This is a genomic window from uncultured Paraglaciecola sp., assembly GCF_913058035.1.
Lineage (GTDB): Bacteria > Pseudomonadota > Gammaproteobacteria > Enterobacterales > Alteromonadaceae > Paraglaciecola.
Window position 1 is genome coordinate 1 of sequence record NZ_CAJXPA010000074.1, and the last position, 22,032, is coordinate 22,032.

The 22,032-nt window shown below is 39.4% G+C and carries 17 protein-coding genes; 10 read left to right on the forward strand and 7 right to left on the reverse strand.

What is annotated here, in order from left to right:
- Positions 1 to 464: 464 nt before the first annotated feature.
- Positions 465 to 1,241, reverse strand: coding sequence for a peroxide stress protein YaaA (gene yaaA / locus QZ562_RS11235; protein ID WP_293759955.1), 777 nt, complete (start codon positions 1,239 to 1,241; stop codon positions 465 to 467).
- Between the two features lie 191 nt (positions 1,242 to 1,432).
- On the opposite strand from yaaA, the gene QZ562_RS11240 reads away from it, so the two are divergent.
- The 4 genes from QZ562_RS11240 to QZ562_RS11255 all read left to right on the forward strand — a co-directional run bounded on the left by QZ562_RS11240 (position 1,433) and on the right by QZ562_RS11255 (position 5,752).
- Positions 1,433 to 2,053, forward strand: coding sequence for a DUF2799 domain-containing protein (locus tag QZ562_RS11240; protein WP_293759956.1), 621 nt, complete (start codon positions 1,433 to 1,435; stop codon positions 2,051 to 2,053).
- A 348-nt stretch (positions 2,054 to 2,401) separates the two neighbouring features.
- The gene (gene tal / locus QZ562_RS11245; protein ID WP_293759957.1) at positions 2,402 to 3,355 is read left to right on the forward strand and encodes a transaldolase; all 954 of its coding nucleotides are present in this window, start codon (positions 2,402 to 2,404) and stop codon (positions 3,353 to 3,355) included.
- A gap of 93 nt (positions 3,356 to 3,448) precedes the next feature.
- Complete coding sequence (gene pgi / locus QZ562_RS11250; protein WP_293759958.1) at positions 3,449 to 5,092, forward strand: glucose-6-phosphate isomerase; 1,644 nt, start codon at positions 3,449 to 3,451, stop codon at positions 5,090 to 5,092.
- Positions 5,093 to 5,581: 489 nt separating this feature from the next.
- The gene (locus QZ562_RS11255; RefSeq protein ID WP_293759959.1) at positions 5,582 to 5,752 is read left to right on the forward strand and encodes a DUF3545 family protein; all 171 of its coding nucleotides are present in this window, start codon (positions 5,582 to 5,584) and stop codon (positions 5,750 to 5,752) included.
- A 321-nt stretch (positions 5,753 to 6,073) separates the two neighbouring features.
- On the opposite strand, the gene ung is transcribed toward QZ562_RS11255, so the two are convergent.
- From ung to QZ562_RS11280, 5 genes are all read right to left on the reverse strand, one after another.
- Positions 6,074 to 6,733, reverse strand: coding sequence for a uracil-DNA glycosylase (gene ung / locus QZ562_RS11260; protein ID WP_293759960.1), 660 nt, complete (start codon positions 6,731 to 6,733; stop codon positions 6,074 to 6,076).
- Between the two features lie 9 nt (positions 6,734 to 6,742).
- Positions 6,743 to 8,026: a threonine synthase gene (gene thrC / locus QZ562_RS11265; protein ID WP_293759961.1), complete on the reverse strand. Its 1,284-nt coding sequence runs from the start codon at positions 8,024 to 8,026 to the stop codon at positions 6,743 to 6,745.
- 84 nt (positions 8,027 to 8,110) lie between these two features.
- Complete coding sequence (thrB, locus tag QZ562_RS11270; RefSeq protein ID WP_293759962.1) at positions 8,111 to 9,106, reverse strand: homoserine kinase; 996 nt, start codon at positions 9,104 to 9,106, stop codon at positions 8,111 to 8,113.
- Entirely contained in the window at positions 9,106 to 11,568 is a 2,463-nt protein-coding gene (gene thrA / locus QZ562_RS11275; RefSeq protein ID WP_293759963.1) for a bifunctional aspartate kinase/homoserine dehydrogenase I, read from the reverse strand. Before thrA ends, thrB begins: the two co-directional genes overlap by 1 nt.
- Before the next feature lie 440 nt (positions 11,569 to 12,008).
- The gene (locus QZ562_RS11280) at positions 12,009 to 12,398 is read right to left on the reverse strand and encodes an MAPEG family protein (protein ID WP_293759964.1); all 390 of its coding nucleotides are present in this window, start codon (positions 12,396 to 12,398) and stop codon (positions 12,009 to 12,011) included.
- Positions 12,399 to 12,477: 79 nt separating this feature from the next.
- Here QZ562_RS11280 and QZ562_RS11285 point away from each other — a divergent pair, with 79 nt between their 5' ends.
- From QZ562_RS11285 to QZ562_RS11305, 5 genes are all read left to right on the forward strand, one after another.
- Entirely contained in the window at positions 12,478 to 13,386 is a 909-nt protein-coding gene (locus tag QZ562_RS11285) for a pyridoxal-phosphate dependent enzyme (RefSeq protein ID WP_293759965.1), read from the forward strand.
- Between the two features lie 70 nt (positions 13,387 to 13,456).
- Entirely contained in the window at positions 13,457 to 14,449 is a 993-nt protein-coding gene (locus QZ562_RS11290) for a hypothetical protein (RefSeq protein WP_293759966.1), read from the forward strand.
- Positions 14,436 to 15,056, forward strand: coding sequence for a nicotinamide riboside transporter PnuC (pnuC, locus tag QZ562_RS11295; RefSeq protein ID WP_293759967.1), 621 nt, complete (start codon positions 14,436 to 14,438; stop codon positions 15,054 to 15,056). Before QZ562_RS11290 ends, pnuC begins: the two co-directional genes overlap by 14 nt.
- The gene (locus tag QZ562_RS11300) at positions 15,053 to 15,595 is read left to right on the forward strand and encodes an ATP-binding protein (protein ID WP_293759968.1); all 543 of its coding nucleotides are present in this window, start codon (positions 15,053 to 15,055) and stop codon (positions 15,593 to 15,595) included. Before pnuC ends, QZ562_RS11300 begins: the two co-directional genes overlap by 4 nt.
- A 122-nt stretch (positions 15,596 to 15,717) precedes the next feature.
- Positions 15,718 to 16,920: a saccharopine dehydrogenase family protein gene (locus QZ562_RS11305; protein WP_293759969.1), complete on the forward strand. Its 1,203-nt coding sequence runs from the start codon at positions 15,718 to 15,720 to the stop codon at positions 16,918 to 16,920.
- Between the two features lie 89 nt (positions 16,921 to 17,009).
- Here QZ562_RS11305 and QZ562_RS11310 read toward each other — a convergent pair whose 3' ends face one another.
- Entirely contained in the window at positions 17,010 to 19,325 is a 2,316-nt protein-coding gene (locus QZ562_RS11310; protein WP_293759970.1) for a hypothetical protein, read from the reverse strand.
- 354 nt (positions 19,326 to 19,679) lie between these two features.
- Here QZ562_RS11310 and nspC point away from each other — a divergent pair, with 354 nt between their 5' ends.
- Positions 19,680 to 20,819: a carboxynorspermidine decarboxylase gene (nspC, locus tag QZ562_RS11315; protein WP_293759971.1), complete on the forward strand. Its 1,140-nt coding sequence runs from the start codon at positions 19,680 to 19,682 to the stop codon at positions 20,817 to 20,819.
- The last annotated feature ends 1,213 nt before the right edge of the window (positions 20,820 to 22,032 follow it).

Genomic DNA, 22,032 nt, shown 5'->3' on the forward strand with positions numbered 1-22,032 from the left:
GTTCATCTTTGTCATCTGCTTTGACGATGGTGTAAATATTTTGTAATGCATCATTGATGTCTGATTGTGAATTGCCAGTAACAATCAGAGAAAAATTACGATAGCGACAGAAATATTAACTATTTTCAACACGGTTAAATTCCCAAGCATTTTATGTTTATTTGCATCGGCCGCTGCGTTTGGGCGAATCTTAATAAAACTATTTGAATTGATTGGAATATCTGCAATATGATGAACAAGCCTGAGAATTCAAAAATGTTACCTTTTGAATTATACCCTGAACTTCAATAACTTAACTTCTAAGACAATAACTTGTATTACGCTTTGCCATGTAATGTAAATATGCATGTTTTTAAAACAAACTACCCTTCGTAACTCTTATTTTTTGATGTTGTCAAAAAGTAACCCACTTAGAATACATACGCACCAAAGAAACACAGATGCCATTAAGCATAACAAACATATTACAGCTGCTCTTCGCGGGTAAAGACCAACTCATTACCTTTACTTTTTTGGGGAGAAAATTGGTATCCTGCGGTATCAAATTTTTGTAATTGGCTCACTTCTGTCAATTGATTTTTTAAAATGTACCGAGCCATCATGCCTCTTGCCTTTTTGGCGTAGAAACTAATCACCTTATATTGACCGTTTTTACAATCTTGAAACACCGGTGTGTAAATTTCAGCGTTAATAGACTTAGGCTTGACCGCTTTAAAATATTCATTTGAAGCTAAGTTAACCAACACATTGTCACCTTGTATATTGATCGCCTCGTTTAACTTGTTACTGATACGCTCACCCCAAAACTGATACAAATTTTTATTGTCGCCTATATCCAGCTTAGTACCCATCTCTAAGCGATAGGCTTGCATCAAATCCAATGGTCGTAACACGCCATACAAGCCCGATAAAATACGTAGGTGTTGTTGTGCATAGTCGAAGTCATCTTGACTAAATGAGCTAGCATTTAGTCCAGTATAAACATCACCGTTAAAAGCAAGTAGTGCTTGTTTGGCATTATTAGTATCAAAAGGCGTATGCCAACCCGCATAGCGGTCTGCGTTAAGGCCTGCTAACTTATCGCTGATCTTCATTAGCGATCCAATTTTAGCTGGAGTTAATGTTTGGCATTGTTCGATCAAAGCTTGTGAATCATCTAACATCTCTGGCTGAGTAAATGTTTTGGTTACTGCTGGGGTATCATAATCAAGATTTTTGGCTGGTGAAATAACAACTAACATTCAATGAGCTCCTGTAATGATAAACTAAGTTTAGATGTCTATTTCTACAGATATGTGGGATATGTGGGTAAATACAAGTTGGATTTCATTTTTCTTTGTATTTCAAATGCTCTTAAGCCAGTATAAACTTTTAGTTGATAACCTACCCAGTCTAATTACAGTACTTTATAAAATTACGAGTAAGGATAAATATGCACCTAAAACGTTTAGGTATCACCAGCGCTATTTTATTATTATCGAGTTGCGCTAATATGAATGAATCAGATTGTTTAACCGCGGATTGGAAACTAATAGGTTTCGAAGACGGTAGTTCCGGTAAAAACGAATTAACTATTTCGCAGCATAGAAAAGAATGTGCCGAGTATGGTGTCACGCCAGATTTAAACGTCTATCGTCAAGGGCATTTTGACGGTTCTAAACGTTTTTGCACAGCAAACAATGGGTTTTCTCGAGGTCGCCAAGGCAAAGATTATAGCCGTAGTTGCCCTCAACAACTTGAAGCTGAGTTTTTAACTGGGTTCACTGATGGTCAAACCCTACATGCCCTAAAAAAGGTATTAAATCAAAAGACATCTGAACTTGAAGACGCTTATGAAAATCTAGATTGGCTTGAGCATACTATTGCTGAAAAAAATGAGCTTATGATCGCTGATGGCCTCAAGCGAGAGCAAAGAATAATTATTAGAGATGAAATTGCACTATATCAGCAGCAACAAAGCGAGTTATTTAATATCTTACCTGAATTAAAGCAGGAGTTTGAAAATGCGGCTCAAACATACGAGATAGGAAAAGATGAGTTCTCGTATTATTAATTAACAAAACAATTAGTCTTGGTTAAGAGCTTGGCGCACAAGCAAAACAAAAATATGTAGACAACACTTCTAAAATTGATCAAAAGGCATCAATCAAAGTCTTTATAAAAATTCAGGGTTGCGATTAAGTAATCACATATAATTGGTATTTTTGCTAGCAAACGTGGCCTTTTACTGGCGTCTGTTATTTAACGGTTATATCCTGTGTTGAGACTATTTTAAAATTAAAAAGTAAGCATTAAGACATATGATAGTCAGCTTACTTCTTTGAATTCCTGAACAATTTTGCCAAGCTACACACATTTAATCTTGATAGCGAAAAAAGCGTCATTACTTACAGAGGATACTATGTCTAACCAATTACAAGCACTACGAGAAATCACCACAGTTGTGGCTGACACAGGCGATATTGAAGCCATCAAAAAATACCAACCAGTAGACGCCACCACTAATCCATCATTATTACTAAAAGCTGCAGAAATTCCGCAATATCAGTCACATTTAGAAAATGCAGTGACGTGGGCTAAAGAGCAATCTTCCGATGCCGAACAACAAATCATTGATGCAGGCGACAAATTATCTGTGACAATTGGTACCGATATAGTGAATATTGTACCAGGTCGAATTTCTACAGAAGTGGATGCACGTTTGTCATTCGACACTGCTGCCAGTATCGATAAGGCCCACAAGTTGATTGCGCTTTATAAGGAAGCAGGTATTGATAAAAGCCGCATACTTATTAAGTTAGCTTCTACATGGGAGGGTATCAAAGCAGCCGAAGTATTAGAAAAAGAAGGTATCAACTGTAACCTCACATTATTGTTTGGTTTTGCTCAAGCTCAAGCGTGTGCTGAGGCTGGTGCGTTTTTAATCTCTCCGTTTGTAGGCCGTATTCTTGACTGGTTTAAGAAAAGCACTGGTAAAACAGACTATACCTCTGCCGAAGACCCGGGGGTTGTATCAGTGGCTAAAATTTATAACTACTATAAAGACCATGGTTATAAAACAGTTGTTATGGGTGCAAGTTTCCGTAACACCGGTGAAATTACTGAGTTGGCAGGGTGTGATCGTTTAACTATTGGTCCTGCTTTACTCGAAGAGTTATCACAAACTGATGCTCCTTTGCCTATTAAGCTAAAAGACAACGGCCCGACTAAAACACCTGGGGCATCTTTAACTGAAGCACAGTTCCGCTGGAATATGAATCAAGACGCCATGGCGACAGAAAAATTATCAGAGGGTATTCGTAACTTTGCCGCTGACCAAGTTAAATTGGAAACCGTATTAAGAAGTTATCTTTAAACTAAATTAGTTTGTATAAAAGCGTCGAATTCGGCGCTTTTTTTTAGTCATGTTTAAAGCGTCACCTAATTTTCACTCTATTGAGAACATACTATGACAGCACTCACAGCATCTCCCGCGTGGCAAAATCTTACAAGATTAGCCACAAAAATAAAAACTCAGCACATGCGTGATTGGTTTGCTTTGGACTCACAACGTGCTGAAAATTTTACGCAAGCAGCCTGTGGTATCGAATTAGACTTTTCCAAAAACTTAATTAATGACGAGGTGATGCAAGCATTACAGGCACTTGCCACTGAATGCCATGTAAGCGAGAAAAGCCAAGCAATGTTTGCCGGTGGAATCATCAATCATACCGAAAAGCGCGCTGTATTACATACTGCACTGCGTAATTTTTCTGGTAAGCCTGTTCTAGTCGATGGCAAAGATGTGATGCCTGAGGTACTCGCTTGCCAGCAAAAAATTCAGGACTTTGTTGCCAGCGTGCATAGTGGCGAGCGCAGAGGTTATACTGGGAAACCCTTGAAGCAAATTATCGCCATCGGTATTGGTGGTTCCTTCCTCGGTCCCAAGATCATGTCAGAAGCCCTCAAGCCTTATTGGTTTGAAGGTGTGAAGGTGCATTATGTGGCAAATGTTGATGGTTGTCATATTCAAGACATACTAGCCACGGTCGATCATCAAGAAACCCTAGTGGTAATGTCATCTAAATCTTTTACTACTCAAGAGACATTGCAAAATACTCTTACTGCCAAAGCATGGTTCTTAGAGGCAGGTGGTTCACAACAAGATATCGCTAAACATTTTATTGCTGTGTCTTCTAACATTAAAGCAGCCACAGAATTTGGTATGGCCAAAGACAACATTTTCCCTTTGTGGGATTGGGTAGGTGGTCGTTATTCGCTTTGGTCTGCTATTGGTTTACCTATCGCATTAACGATAGGTTATGACAATTACCGTGAATTACTGCAAGGCGCATTTGAAATGGATGAACATTTTCAAAATGCACCTATTGAACAGAACTTGCCAATGATATTAGCGTTGTTAGGTGTTTGGTATGTGAATTTTTTTGATGCGCAAAGTCACGTGTTATTACCTTATTATCACTATTTACGTGGTTTTCCCGCTTATGTGCAACAGCTGGATATGGAAAGTAACGGTAAACGTATCTCCGGAACCCACACCCAAATAGATTATGCTACAGGCCCAATTATTTGGGGCAGTGAAGGCACTAATGGTCAACATTCGTTCCACCAGTTGATCCACCAAGGAACGGTGCTAGTGCCTGCTGACTTTATGTTACCACTCAAAGTCCCCAATCAAGATGATATACACCATGCCATGTTGGCCTCCAACTGTTTTGGCCAAACCCAAGCGTTAATGCAAGGTAAAACTTTTGAAGAATGTAAGGCGGATCTAACCTCAAAGGGCTTGGATGATGTCACACTTGAATCACTTGCGACCCACAAAACTATGCCTGGTAACAAGCCTAGTAACACCTTACTGTTTAACCAAGTTGACCCCAAAACCTTGGGCGCTTTGGTAGCTATGTACGAACATAAAGTCTTTGTACAAGGCGCTATATGGGGTGTGAATTCATTTGATCAGTGGGGTGTAGAATTAGGTAAAGAATTGGGCAATCAAGTACTTGATAAACTTGTCAATACTGATGCTAACTTAAACTTTGATGCTTCAACTAACCAGCTAATTAGTAAATTTAGACAAGCAAATGGTTGACCACAAAATCTATCCTCGCGTGATGAAAGATAGAAGCAATGCACCTCAAACGAAAAGGCGCACTATCACCATCCAAATTAAGAGCTATTAGATTTTAACCTATTGATCCTCATGTTCCTGTGAGGCTCAATCTTTTGCCATCGTCTTCGCATCATTTCACATCACGTTTTAACATCGTAAGTATTATTGAAGAGTCATATATTTCATCAACAAAAATGGAGAGCGTATTTTAATAAAAAATGCCCTTTTTTATGTTGGTCTACACCTTTTTTCATTTTTGATTCAAGCTAAAAATTTTTACTATCTGCGCATAACAGCTTTTTTTTGTACTCAGCATTCATATTTAGTTACTTAAAGCTTTAAATAATTATTCTATTTTAATGTCGTGTATGGTACATATTCATGTGGCTTGTGTTTAATTAGTAAACTCTAAAGCTTGAATGTTTGTTTTTTCATCAGTGCGCTCTAAAAATAAGAAAGGAGATCCAAATGGATAAGTCCGATTTATTGTCTACCTTAGATTCAGAAACCAAATCATCCAAAAGCAAAGCAAGCAAACGCAAATGGCGAGAAATTGAAGCCATTCACGATAGGCATCAACTCAGGCAAGAACTTCGAGAGCTAGGAATGTCAGCAGAAGATGAGTTAGATTTTTTATAAACGCAAAAGCCCTGAGTCTCAGGGCTTTTTACATATGTGACTACTGATGATTAACTCATTTTTTATGTTGATTACGTTCTTGCTCCACATATTTGTCTGGTATAAAACTTTCAGCATAATAAACATAACTATTTAATTTATTGTCAAATACAACATAACGATAAACATGATGTTGCTATGACAATTGCCTTTCATTTCATGTCTTTTGGGGATGATTCAAAATATGTTTTGTAACGTCTATGGCTAATATCCGCTTCTAAATTTCAATAAAGTTGCATAGATGGATGATAGATAGAAAAATTCTGTTGACCGATTAGAAAGTTAAACCTGCCAATTTATCGGGCTTTTATTCTGCTGTCTTAAAAGGTTATTAGTTTGAGAGAAATGTTTACAGCCAAAAAATCCTCGATATGCTGATAATGGCGAAGGATGAGGGGCATTAAGAACGTGATGCTTCTGTTTGTCTATTACTAGACCTTTTTTTTGAGCGTGACTACCCCACAGTAAAAATACGAGTTCATCACAGTGGTCGCTTAATTGCTGGATAACAACATCAGTAAATTGTTCCCAACCTATCTTTGCATGAGAGTGGGCTTTTGCTCGTTCTACTGTGAGAACGGTATTGAGTAACATCACACCCTGCTCGGCCCAGCTTTCTAAGAAACCATGCTGCGGAATAACAAACTCTGAAATATCAGTCGCTAATTCCTTATACATATTAGCCAATGAAGGAGGAGTTTTAACACCGGGCAATACCGAAAAGCATAGCCCATGAGCTTGATTGGGGCCGTGATAAGGGTCTTGACCTAAGATCACTACTTTGACTTTCTCTAGTTTAGTCAAGTTGAAAGCACTAAACACATCTTGTTTAGCTGGGTAAATCGTCTTCCCAGTTGCCCTTTCACTTTCAACAAATTGCATGATTTGTTGAAAGTAAGGCTGCTGTTTCTCTTGACCTAAAATGTCTGTCCAAGTATTCATTAGGAATAATTAGCCCAGTAAACTAAGCATGTGCGCTTTTACCGCCTGATAGTCACAGGGCAATTCAACTGACAGACCTTCTTTGCCTGCGCAGTCTGCAAGAGGCTGTGGCAGACTAATAGGTTGTCCTAAGACATTTTCTACTGTTTCTCGAAATTTAGCTGGGTGAGCGGTGCCTAAAAAAATACCTGTTTGACCTTTTTCTATTCTTCTGACTAAAGCTTTGTAAGCAATAGCAGCGTGAGGTTCACTTACATAACCTAATTGGGCTAATTGACGCATTGCTACTTGAGTGTATTCTTCGTCTACTGTAGCGCCTGAGATCGCAGACTTATCCACATCGCCTCGTTCGATCATGGCTTCAATACGCGGCCAGTTATTAGGTTGACTCACATCCATCGCATTGGACAATGTCGCAACCGTATCTTTGGGATCCCACTCGCCAGTTTTTAAATAACGCGGTACAGTATCGTTTAAATTAGTGGCAGCAACAAAATGTTCGACCGGTAACCCCATAACTTTTGCGATCAAACCAGCTGTCAAATTACCAAAATTACCACTGGGTACTGATATCACTAAGTTTTCTCGTTCGGCTGGCGTAAGCTGCGAAACTGCTTCAAAGTAATAACATACCTGAGCAGCTAAACGACTAATATTAATAGAGTTTGCAGAGTTTAAATGCAATCCATCTCGAACATCAGGATCATCAAAAGCAGTTTTTACTAATTGCTGACAAGCGTCAAAATCATCATCAATTGCCACAGTGTGGATGTTGCCACCCAGCGTGGTAAATAATTTTTCTTGAAGCTGACTGATTTTACCCTTTGGATACAAGATCACTACATTGATATTTTCGATACCATGAAAGGCATGAGCAACAGCAGCGCCGGTATCACCAGAGGTAGCGGTCAATATTGTGATTGGCTGACCATTGGAAATTTCAATTAAGCACTGGGCCATAAAACGGCCACCAAAATCTTTAAATGCTAATGTTGGACCATGAAAAAGCTCTAGGGCATAGATATTGTCTGCAACTTTTGCCAAAGGAGCACCGAACAAGAAAGCTCGTTCAACGATACCTGCAACCATTTCACGAGGTAACTCACCACCAATCAAGGTACTTAATATTTCTACGCTACGCTCAACAAAAGGCATGGCTAGCACTGATTCAATATCATCAAATTTAGGTAGTTTTTTAGGGAAAAACAACCCTTGATTTTTGCCAAGGCCTTTTTTAACTGCTTCTGCAAACGACACTTGCTCAGAAGCGTCTTTTAAATTTTCGAGTTCCACTTTACACCCTTTTTAATACTTTAACGTTGCACTAGTGACACGGCGGTATGGCCTTTGTACTAGCTCCTATGAAAGCTATCGCAATCAAAAGTGGCTCACGGATGCACCACTCGAGTCTAGCTGACAAATATGACTAAAACCCGTGTCATTTTGAATATAATTGTCAACTAACCATTGATTAATTATTTTGGCATCTTCTATATTGTCGCAAACTGCAAATACTGTTGGCCCAGAACCAGAAATCCCAAAAGCTAGCGCACCATGTTGTTCGGCAAAAAAACGTGATTCATCAAACCTTGGCAACAGTGATTTACGATATGGTTCAGCAATAACATCTAGCATCATAGCTGCAGCGAGCTTTTCATCCTTGCGGTATAACGCATCGATAAACACCGCTAGCTGCCGACCAAATTTAATCGTATTTGCCAAAGACACTTGCTTAGGCAAAATATCTCGTGCAGCCGCAGTAGACACCGTAATGCCAGAATAACACGACACCCAATACCAATTTTCAAATATGGGCAACTGCAACACAACTTGGTCTTTATGTTCAGCAATTAAGGTAAGTCCACCCAAAAAACAGGGTGCAACATTATCGTAATGTACACTACCGCTTATTTGTCCTTCGAGTTCACCCATAAGCAATAGTAATTTATTTTCGGTGAAAGGGACGTTGCCAAAGTATTTAGCAAAGAATTGATTCAGGCCATGTAAAGCCGCCACAATAGAACTAGCGCTTGAACCTAACCCACTTCCAATAGGCAAATTTTTATGCAACGTCATCTTAAGCGCGGGAATAGCACTTTTTTTATGTCCCTGCTTTTCTAACGAAGCAATAAAGTGTTGGTAACAATGGGTGATAATATTGTTGTTTGGATCAGCTGGCAATTTATCCGCAAAACGCCCCTTAACCTCCAATCTAAATTGTTCTGCCACCTCGATATCGACTTCATCACCCAACAAACTGCCGTCTATTGGTTTTAAAGCCGCTCCAAGTGAATCAAAACCTAAGCTAACGTTACCGATAGAAGCTGGCGCATAAGCTCGCAGAATAGTCTGTTTCATATTAACTTGAGACATTATATAGATTGCTTCCACGGCATCGTTCGCATGACATCGGCGAACACACCGGCTGCCGTCACTGCTGCGCCAGCACCATAACCTCTAATAACATAAGGAATAGGTTGATAGTAGTGACTGTGGATGGCCAAGGCATTTTCGCCCTCTTTCACCATGTACAGCGGATGGGATTCATTCACCGCTTCGATACTCACTGCACATTTACCGTGCTCAATCGAGCCTACATAACGCAACACCTTTCCTTCATCCTTGGCATTAGCGACTTTCTTTGCGTAATAAAGGTCTAATTCAGGCAGTCGTGACATAAAATCTTCAATACTGCCATTGGCATCAAAAAATGACGGTAATACTGGCTCTATGGTGATGTCAGATAACTCCAAGCTGAGACCCGATTCACGGGCCATAATCAAAAGTTTTCTAGCGACATCCATTCCACTCAAATCATCGCGAGGGTCGGGCTCCGTAAAACCATTCTTTTTGGCAATTTCAGTTGCTGCAGACAGACTCAAACCTTCATCTAATTTACCAAACACAAAAGACAAAGAACCAGACAATATGCCTTCAAAGCGTAATAATTCATCACCTGCATAAAACAAGTTCTGTAGGTTATCAATAACAGGTAACCCAGCGCCTACTGTAGTTTCGTACAAAAATTGACGATTGGTCTTCTGGGCCGTATCTCTTAACAGCTGGTAAAATTCAGTGCTTGCTGTATTCGCTTTTTTATTTGGTGTAACAACGTGAAAGCCATCTAACATCATTTGAGGATATTGTTCAGCTATGAACGAACTGCTCGTACAGTCAATAACAACAGGGTTAACCAGACTATTGTCGTGTACAAATTTTTTCAAATTTTCAATAGATAATTGTTGATCACTTTTCTCTAAGTCATCCTGCCAATGCATATTCAAATCTATGCCATTGGATTGCAGTAATAATTTTTTACTATTTGCTATACCGTAAACTTTCAAACTAATATTTCTTTCAAGTAAAGCAGCTTGCTGTCGAGAAATTTGGGCTAAGAGCTCTTTGCCTACACTACCGCAGCCGACTAAGAAGGCATCAATAGGATGCAAATTAGAGAAAAAATTCTGATGTACCACTTTAACAGCCTTCTTTGCTTTACTAGCTTCTATTACAGTGGAAATGGAGCGTTCAGAGGAGCCTTGAGCTATAGCCACGTTGTTGACTCTTGCTTGTGCTAATGAGCTAAAAAACTTGGCAGCCAAACCTTTAGAATGACGCATACCGTCGCCTACCAAAGTTACAATAGCTAACTCATGTCGCACCTCAATTGGCTCCAGCAAATGATTGCTTAGCTCTAATGCAAATGAATCTTCTAATAAATCCTGTGCGCGACTGGCATCTTTGCTGTGAATACAAAAACTGATGCTGTACTCAGACGAAGACTGAGTAATCAAACTAATAGAAATATTCGCGTTAGACATAATTTCGAAAACACGGCTAGCCATGCCCACCATGCCCTTCATGCCTGGACCTGCCACGTTAAACATAGTCATATCATCTAAGTGAGAAATCCCTTTTACGCTGGTCCATTTAGTACTGGCTTCGTTACTGATTAACGTTCCCGGTGCCGATGGATTTAAGGTGTTGCGAATTAAACACGGTATATGGTGTTGAGCGATAGGACCAATCGTTTTTGGGTGCAACACTTTTGCACCAAAATAAGATAACTCCATCGCTTCTTGGTAAGTCAGTTTATCAAGCAATACTGCACCTTCTACTTGGTTTGGATCAGCATTATAAACACCGTCTACGTCTGTCCAAATCTCACAGCACTGAGCATCAATACATGCAGCTAAGATAGCTGCGGAATAATCCGAACCGTTACGACCTAACGTCACTTTTTCACCCGCTGCGTTAACGGCAACAAACCCAGGCATGATTAATATTTTTTCACCTGAGATATCTACATCACTGAAACGTGCCTTACTAGCCGATACATCAGCAATGCTGTCTAGATAATCGCCTTCAGCAACAATATATTTTACCGGATCAATAATATAATTAGCATGGCCTAAAGTAGTTAAAATCTCGCTGAAAATATTGACACTTATATATTCGCCAACACTTAATACTCTAGCAACAACTTGCTCAGGGGCGCAGCGTAGCAGTGCAAAACCTTCTAAATGTTGATTAAGTTCATTCAATGTATATTGGATAAACTCGGCTAATTTTACTTGAGAAAAGTTAGGTACGTTATTTTGTAAGTCATCCAAAATACCAAATAACACCATATTTAATTTGGCAAATAATTCACCGTAATCTTTACCCGATGCGGCTTCATCACACAGCAGCGATAAGGCATTGGTGACGCCCTTTGGAGCAGACAACACAACAGCCGCACCGACGTCGGTGTGGCATGCGATACTAATATCTTTCACTCTTAAGTAACGTTCTGCATCAGCGAGAGACGACCCGCCAAATTTCAATACCTTCATTTTAATTCCTCTATTATTTCAACTCACCGGGTTTATCACATATTTTAAGCATCCATATAACAAAAAAGCCCGCGGTGGTTGCGGGCTTTTTATATGTAATGCTTATGCACTAGCCAGCGAACACCCTATCGATGGTGATAATCATAATGCCGGTGGTGTCTGTTGTAATTCTTTTCATGCATTTAATTTGCCGTATAGACGTCTATATGTCAACTAGCATATAAAGTTGTTTTGTTATTTGATATTCCAGCATCAAGCAACAAGACATTAAATTGGCAAACGCAAGCTAATTTCGCCATCACAATTGCTCAGTACGCTACTAGTATCAGGAATAACCAGAGCGAGACCCACCAACTCTAGTTCACCATCTGGATTGTAAACCTAATAAATTTGCCGACCATAAGCTATCACAAACTACAAATTTGATGCACCACAGTCAACTAGGGGATGGCCAACCAGATAAGTGCCAGCGAAGATATAAAACCAATGCCCCAAAAAGTGCTGCGCAACACATGTTTGTCAAAGTAATAGGCTAGTAAATAAGCCAATCTTGAAACAACAAACGCAATAGCAAAATATTCGGCTAACTGAACGACATTATTAGTTACCAACACCGCTAGTGCTCCGGGAGTGAACATAATAAGTGCTTCAAAACAATTTTCATGAGCGGCTTTAGCTCTCGCCCCAAATCCTGTTAAAAATTTTTGTTGTTCACGGGGATGTCGATTATCGTAACCCCCTGTCACTTTATTCATTGCCATCGCCATAGGTGCCTTAGCTAAGATGGGCATAAAAGTTGTGATAAATAAGCAAATAATAACGATGGTCATGTAAAGCCTTCTAATGGTTTAATAAATATAACCTTATGCTACTGCATAGTTCTGATGGATTGATACTTTAATAACAATTATGTCTTTAGTTAAACAATTATTTATGCAACCACCTTCACCCGAACAGACGATCACATCAAGCTGGGCAAACTTACATAACATTCAAATATCCATAAAACGAGATGACCTCTTACATCCCATCATATCTGGTAATAAATGGCGCAAACTTAAATATGCCCTACTGGAAGCTTCCGAAAATGATGTTAAACACATAATAAGCTTTGGCGGCGGTTATTCTAATCATCTTCATGCATTAGGCTACTGTTGTCGGCAATTAGGCATTCGCTTCAGCGCAATAGTGCGTGGAGATTATTCACAAAACCTAAGTCCGATGTTGCAAGACTTACTTAATTGGGAGACTGATGTTCAATATGTCGACCGAAAAACTTACCAGCAGCGTGCCGAACCTCAATACCTTGAAATACTGACCACACAATATCCTGAGGCTTTGCTGATACCTGAAGGTGGCTCCCAACAGCTAGCGCTAAGAGGTGTGGCTGAAATCATCCAAGAACTCACTCAACAATATGATTATATATTGGCACCTGTGGCCAGCGGTGGCACTTTAGCCGGACTGATTGACGGCTTAGCACAATCAGAAATAGACACCTCTAGCCAAATTCTAGGCATAGCGGTATTGAAAGGTCATGGGTATTTGGAACAACTAGTCGGTGCTTTATTGTCTGATAGGCATCACCGAGTTGACTGGAAAATCAATCACGAATATCAGTTTGGTGGGTATGCAAAATACAACAACGAGCTCAGCAAGTTTTGCGCGGAGTTTGAGCAACAAAACCACATTACAATCGAGCCTGTTTACAGTGGCAAGTTATTTTATGCTCTGTATCAGTTAACCATAAGTGGTCATTTCCCTAGTGGCAGTCGTGTATTGGCATTACATACTGGTGGATTACAGGGCGCCCGTTAATCTGCCATTGCAATTTTCATACAGGATGCCCAATATTGCTTGAAATTTTTTCCAAAAATAGGGATGCACTATGAGAACAAAAAAAGCGCAACCACTTTTTAGTTTTGCCGTTTTAACTCTACTGACATCTTTGATGGGTTGCACATCTATACCCAGTATACTTAGTAAAGAAAGTCTTTTAACAAGTCAGGTATTCACCATTAAGCTTCATCATGGAAGATACGGTCACGCAATCGTTAATAATGGCGAACATATATTTTTTTTAGAGGGTTCGGGTAAGCATGGCTTATTGTCAAATTTAGAAATTATCAACTCTCAAACTGGGACTATCGAACAAGTAAATAATCTACTTATCCATCATCTATATCACACTACTGTGCGAGATGGACGTGACTCAATTTATATTGTGGGTGGGATGAGTGCGTTCACTTATGGAAAAAAACGTAGATTATTACGAGAACCTGAGATGGAAGTATTTGACATCCCTAGCCGTCAATCAAAAATTATTGGGCAAATACCCGGAGCAAGTCGATTAGGCAGTGCTCAATATCATAACGATAAAATATTTTTTATCGGCGGTAGTCGACAAAATTCTACTCCATCGACTGTTGGCATTTATGATGTCACAAAAGATAAATGGCAACTTACTGAAAAAATTCCCACGCCAAAAGATACCAAGACGATCCAACGCGGGCAGTATTTATTTACCATCGAAGGTTACAATGGCAAATCACCTTTAAACGCATTTGAGCGATACAACATTTTCACTGGAAAATGGCAGTCCTTGGCATCAATACCACAAAAACTAAGTGCTCACTCAGTTGTGGTGTTTGACAATAGAATTCTAAGCTTTGGTGATTATACCCGGCTAGATAACACCCTTATTTACGACTTTAAAACTGAAGCTTGGCATCAAACAACAATCGGTTATCTGCCTAATCGCCATAACTTAGCCACAGTGCTTAATAATAGGATTTACGTGATTGAAGGAAACACAGATGGAAGCGGCTCATCTCGACACTATTCAAGTATTCGGACTGGAAACACATATGAACTGGCTTAACTGGCTGCAAGGCTTTGCTGGCGCATCACCACAAGAATGGATAGCAACGGTATCAGGCTTTATTTGCGTTTACTTAGTCATCAAACGAAGTATCTGGTGTTTTGCTTTTGGCTTTGTACAAGTCAGTATTTATACGTGGATATTTTACGACGTGAAGCTGTATTCAGATATGATTTTACATGTATTTTATATTGGTTTTCAAATTTACGGATGGTTTCTGTGGAAAGGCGCTCAAGACTCGACGGGCCGAGTGATTGTTAATCAGGGTACTATCACAGAATATAGTTTATGGGTTGTTGCTATAGTGGTTTGCACTAGTTTACTTGGAACAATAATGACTATCTATACAGATGCGAGTTTTCCTTACCCTGATGCATTTACTACGTGTGCAAGCTTAGCAGCGCAGTGGTTATTGTCGCACAAAAAATTATTGAACTGGATGCTATGGATTGTCGTAGATATTGTTGCTATTGCAATATATTGGCAAAAAGGTTTATTTCCAACGTCAGCTTTGTATGCTTGTTTTTTAGTCATGGCTATCGTTGGCCAATATCAATGGTATAAACATGACACTCTGAATTCAAAAAAAGGCCAACCCATTTCGTGATCAAAAAAATTGTCTTTTTAGGTGGGCCTTCTACGGGCAAAACCACATTATGCGAAACATTAGCCAATGAACTTAACACTATGACTGTGCCTGAATATGGTCGAGATTATTGGCTACAACATCAGGTCAACAGGCGACTGTCTCCGGATCAGCTACTGCATATTGCCCAAACTCAAAACCAATGGGAAGACCAAGCATCCTCGAAGGCAAACAAATATCTTTTTTGTGATACCAGCGCATTCACTACTTGGCACTTTGCGGTGCATTATCACCAAACAGCCTTGCCAGACTTAGAAAATCTCGCCAGAGCATGTTGGCAACGCTACGACTTAGTGGTGTTATGTGATGATGATATTCCCTACGACGACACATGGGAACGTTCTGGTGATGCCAACCGTCATGAATTTCAAGTATTTAACCGTCAATACCTTAAAAAACACGGAATCAAACATATACTTGCAACAGGTAATATTGCGCAAAGAAAACAAGCGGTTCTTAAATCACTTGGTTTGGAATCAGTTGAATTGTGTATAAATTGACTGAATAGAACCGACTCGGAATGAAACAAACACAACTCGATTGATAATATTCAACTTGCACCACAATTAATTACTGCTAGCATTCGACCTTTACATTAAATCTAGATTATTAGGAACTCAATATGTCTCGTGTTCTAATTATTGGCGCTGGCGGCGTTGCCGCTGTGACCATAAAAAAATGTGCCCGTTTACCTGAATTATTTGGTGAAATTTACTTAGCAAGTCGCACAGTTTCAAAATGTGAAGCACTACAAAAAGAAGTCGGTTTGGACAGAGTAAAAGGTGTATTTGCTGTTGATGCCGACCATGCCAGTGAAGTGGTTGCGGTTATCAATCAAGTCAAACCTGACTTGGTGGTTAACTTAGCGCTGCCTTACCAAGATTTAGCCATCATGGATGCTTGCTTAGAAACTGGCGTGAATTATATGGATACCGCTAATTACGAACCCAAAGATGTCGCTAAATTCGAATATTCCTGGCAATGGGCGTATCAAGAAAAGTTTCAAAAAGCTGGCCTGATGGCATTATTGGGAAGCGGTTTTGATCCCGGAGTAACTAATGTTTACACCGCTTATGCGGCCAAACATTATTTTGATGAAATTCATTACTTGGATATAGTTGACTGTAACGGTGGCGACCACGGTCAAGCGTTTGCGACAAATTTTAATCCAGAAATCAATATTCGTGAAATTACCCAGCGCGGGCGTTTTTATGAAAACGGTGAATGGAAAGAAACTGAACCGTTGAGTGTACGGGAAGACTTGGACTACCAAAATATTGGGGTCCGTGCCTCTTACCTGATGTTTCACGAAGAATTAGAGTCACTGGTCAAACATTTCCCCAGTCTCAAACGTGCCCGTTTTTGGATGACCTTTGGTGACGCCTATCTGACTCATCTTAAAGTACTTGAAGGTATCGGCATGACCGGTATTTTGCCTATCGACTTTCAAGGCCAGCAAATTATACCTTTAGAATTTTTAAAAGCACTCTTACCTGATCCTGGTTCATTAGCTGATGGATACACCGGCCAAACCTGTATTGGCACTTATATAACCGGCATTAAAGATGGACAAGAAAAAACTATTTTTATTTATAATAATTGTGAACACGCTAAGTGCCATGAAGAAGTAGGTGCTCAAGCTGTGTCATATACAACTGGCGTACCAGCAATGATAGGCGCGGCCTTAATACTGAATGGCACATGGAAAAAACCCGGCGTGTGGAATATGGAACAGTTCGATCCAGATCCCTTCATGGAGATGCTAAATATTCACGGGTTGCCATGGCATGTAATTGAATGTGAACAAAGCCCATTCAAACGATAGTTATGCTCAAAGAGCCTCAATAATTGAGGCTCTCAATCTACCACTAGACTATTTATCTAAGCTAATCTCTAAGCTATTTATCCAAGTTATCACTCAATCACTTCACTGGTCAGCTTTAGATTATCGAGATAATAGATATTATTGCCTGAGTTACTTAGACCTGCCTCAAAGAAAACCGCTATTTTTTGATGATTCTCATTCATATGGGCAGTAAAATCGAATTGATATTCTACCCAGTTGTTAAGTTCAGAGACCTGCATGTCTAACTCAACAGTTAAAGATTGACCACCTTCCAACTTTACTTTTAAAATCCCGCTGACGGGGGCTATCAGGCTAAGACTGAACACAGTATGATTAGAAAGATCAATGGCATCGTAATAATCAATCACCAGCGCATCCCACGGTCCTGCAGGGTCATTATATTGACCAACAAACTGACTCGGATTATGCATCGTGACATCTGGGTTTTCAACAATACTAATACCCGCTAATGGTATCAACTTTTGACAGTCAAAATCATTGATAGTCCCGAGAATAATGTGACTATCAGAACAAGGACTGACAGGAACAGGGGTATCTAGGGGCGCTGCAATAAGCGAATCGATGCCGTTGATTACATCGCTAAATTCACTGTATTGCGTATCAATCAAATTCATAAACTCGAGGTAAACGCCTTCTTGAATCATAAACTCCCGCGTTTCATCTATCACGCCGCCCATCATGGCTAAACTGGGCAGTGCTTTTCCATCCCATGTTAGCAGTGGCGTAATCGCAAATGTTGAGGTGTCATAAGACTCAAGTACGCCGTACTCACTGAGTATATTATCGTAGGCTAATGTGTTTTTTAGCCATTTAAGTCCAGTATTGGTCTGTTGATTTTGATCAGCCAACAACATGGGGAAATTGGCATAGGGGGCTATAACTGTATTTTTCACGCCGTTTTGTGATGCAACAGCTTGAATACCTAAAAGAGACTCATAGGAGTTTGCGGGAGTGTTTACAGAGGCGAAAAAACCTCGATAGTTATTTTTGTTCGAATAATCAGCTCTGACTTTTTCACTATTAAGAAACAAGTCACGGGTAATCTTGTAATCAAGGTAAGGCAAGATTAAAAATTTCCATTGCTCATGTGAAGAGAACGCCCATCCTTCTATCACAGTCAATATGTCACCTGTGGTCGCCGCATAATCCCGAGTATTAACAAACTTATTTAACCATAATTGTTGTTTTTGGGTTTCTGACAAATCAGGGCTAAACAGCGTCATAAAAACGGCCATTAATTCACCTTCGAAAGGGTCGGTCAATGCATAGCTATCTTTAATGTATAGCAGTTGTTCAGGTGGCAGAGAAGGATCAGGATTACCACTGGTATCGGTAAATTGACTGATACCGGATATCACATTGCGTTGCGTATCAAAAAACACGGTTTTAACATGTGTGGCCATCTTCTGAAAACGTTGTTCATAGCGACGTGCAATGTTGTCATATCCCATCTTATAGAGAGAGTGGTAAACAACAAATATTGACCAAGCCAATTGGCCATTATCCAATGCAGGCATCCTATCTTCCCATCCGCTGAGGGGATACATGCTGACTCCATTGCCTCTATCTTCTGAGATAAACCACGGCAAAAATCCACCAAATGCTGGATATGCTGCATCAAACTGCTCATATGTTGTCACCTTTTGCTCAAGTATGTTGAGCGCTTGGGTAACAGCATCTTCTGCATTATTTGTATTAGCTGCGTTAACTGTATTATCTACATCAACCCCAAAAAGTAATTGCTGCGCTCGATCATTTTCCAATACTACTTTTGCCAAAAAATTAAGGTGTAATGACTCTTTAGAGGCCGCACTAAATGGGGATGCTTTGCCAAATGGCTGTAAGGAAACACTATTTAGGAAAATACCATCTTGGGTCAGGAAAGTACTGTCGTTTATAGCAATACCTAATTGGAAGAAATTGGATTCCTTTAAAAGTAGTTCACTAATGTAATTGTTATCTTGAGCCACTTGTTCGGGGGCAAGGGGCTGACTAACCGTGTTAACGTTAATCTTAAAACTAGTCGTGGTTGACAGTCCTTGCTCGTCAGTGGCGCTCACCGAAATGATTGTGCTGGTTTCGATAAAACCCGAAGACAAGCCAAACATAATATTTTTCTGCGAGTCAAATCTTATCCAATCAGGCAACGTGTCTTTAGTCGATTCAACAATGTTCAGGGTTAAACTGCCTTCATCGCTGAAACGTGCCCGCATATCTACTTGGAAAAACAAGCCAACTTCGATGTTGATATTCTCAAACGGGATGTTGAGCTTTGGTGCTGCATTAGTCGGTAATACAGGGGTGAGTTCTGTAGATTGTGAAGTTGCAGAACCACCTCCACAACTACTTAATGTTAAAACCAAAAAAATCCATCTTAATGTTTGGATGATTTTTAAGGAATAAACCCTCGATAAAAATAGTCTTTTTTGCATATTTAATTTTTCACCACAGTAAAACTGTTGCATGTTGAAGCGATTATACCTTTGCCGAGTGACACATGCCCAAAATTTTATGAAGCAGTTCAAGTAAAATAAAAGTACTTTAATCACCTCTATGTTTGGCTGAAAATAATACCCTTAAAATAATACCCTTTATAACCAAGAACCGAATCAAACTTAATTAAATCGATAAGACAAACGTAACTTTCACTTTAACTCTACAACTAGCAGATATATTCTAAGCGACTTACTTATCAGTGCCAAGAATGTATCCACAATATGAACGACCCGATGTTAAATTCAGCAATCCCTAGTCCTTGTTATGTATGTGACGAAACGGCACTTGAAGCCAATCTTCAGCTAATGCAACACGTCCAAAAAGAAAGTGGTGTGGAGATTATACTGGCCCTCAAAGGATTTTCTATGTGGTCAACCTTTGATTTGGTTGGTCAGTACTTGCAAGGCTCAACTGCTAGTGCGGTATGGGAAGCAAGATTAGGTAAAGAAGAAATAGGCAAACAAGTCCATGCTTACTCACCCGCTTTTAAACCCAAAGATATAGATGAATTAATACACATAGTGAATCACATATCTTTTAATAGCTTAGGACAATGGAACAGATATAAACATCAGATCCTCAAAACAGATGTGTCACCAGGCCTGCGAGTTAATCCAGAGCATCAAGAAGCCGAAACTGAACTTTACGATCCTAGTGCCCCAGGCTCACGCCTTGGGATCCGCGCACAGGATCTCCACAATGCAGACATAGCAGGTATTGAAGGTTTACATATCCACAATTTATGTGAATCTGATTCCTTTGCTACCGAACGAACTATCAAAGCGGTAGAAGATAAATTTGGTAAATGGTTACCAAAGTTAAAATGGATTAACTTTGGGGGTGGTCATCTTATGACTCGTGATGGTTATGACGTTGAGCATTTAATAGACACATTAAAAACATTTAAGCAGCGTCACCCAAACCTGACCGTTATCCTCGAACCCGGATCAGCGGTTGCGTGGCAAACAGGTACATTAATTGCCGAGGTAGTTGATATCGTAGAAAACCATGACAAAATCGTTATTTTAGATATTTCTGCCACATCTCATATGCCAGATGTTTTAGAAATGCCTTATCGCCCAGATGTGCGCGGTGCAGGCAAAGCAGGTGAAAAACCTTACACCTATAGATTAGGTGGCAACTCTTGTTTAGCTGGTGATGCTATCGATTTGTATAGCTTTGATCACGAATTACAAATAGGTGAGCGGATTATATTTGAGGATATGATGCACTATACCATGGTCAAAACCACATTTTTTAATGGTGTTGAACATCCCTCGATTGGTATTATTCGTAAAGATGGTCGTTTTGAACTAGTGCGTAAATTTGAGTATCAAGACTTTAAAAACAAACTGTCTTAAATGTCATGTAAAGCAAGCTTGACAATAATTTTTTCGAGTCTGGACTAAGTCTAAAATTAAAGACTATTTTACTTTTAGACTTAGTCGCTTTTCTTATGAACAACGTTAATCACAGCCAGACAATCGGAAAGAAACAGTCAGTACGAAACAAAATAACCATAACAACTGAGCGACTAGCGTTATGCTTAGCGAGTTCGGAATCATTACGATTTGGCGCCAAGTATATTTGGGATTATCAAGCAGTCCATTCTATCTAAGCCTTGATAATTCAACTTTTTTGGGCAAATCCATGATCGTGGCAAACGTCAATCATTTGTCTCATATTGACGAGCTACGACGCAGAATCCCTATGAAAGCGATGGGTTTGACTTTAAGGTTGGATTAATAGCAGGTATTGCTCATGAGCTATTAGAAAATATTAGTTTAATAAGCTTCGAACCAGAAATAAGACACCTTATATGGCTAATGACAATCACGTATATCATTACTATTTTCATCTGCAATAGGAGATATAAATGAAAAGCCGCTTAAAAGTGCTCCGAGCTTTGCGAGATTGGACCCAAGCTGATTTAGCTAATGCTTTGCAAGTGTCACGATAAAGCGTTAATTCTATCAAAAAGGGCAAATTTATTTCCAGTTTACTTATAATATTTAAAATTCCTCGTCTTTTTACGTTGCCACTAGAGGAAGTATTTTTTGATGAGCCGCCTACTTAATTCACTACTTAAATCCCTGATTTATTTGCGACTCTATTTCTAGTTTACCCTTTTTAAAGGGCCTAGAAACGTTGATGGCGACGAGCCCACATTCCTTTTTTTGACAGTTTATTTAAATACATTTTTTTCGTGTGGAGATTTAAACAGGTCATAATCTAACCTAATAAGACTATTTTTATAGGATCTGAGTTAAAAAATGAAGATAAATAGTTAGTCTTATTCAGTTTTTCTACTTTGATTATTTTAATATCAGCCAATTATATCACCTACTAATCAACTATCGTGGTGTCACGCATATTGATATTTTAAGTACGTTCACCACGAATTCAGTTAACTATCGAATATTAGTTTACGTTGAGCCAGCCAACCTATAAGTTTTCAAAATATCCATTTCAGCTTATTCCAATCCCTTTAGGCGCGTTTATATTGTTAATAATTCATATCGGTTTAGGTTATAACGTAAAATTATTGTAATTAAGTTGTTATTACATCTGATG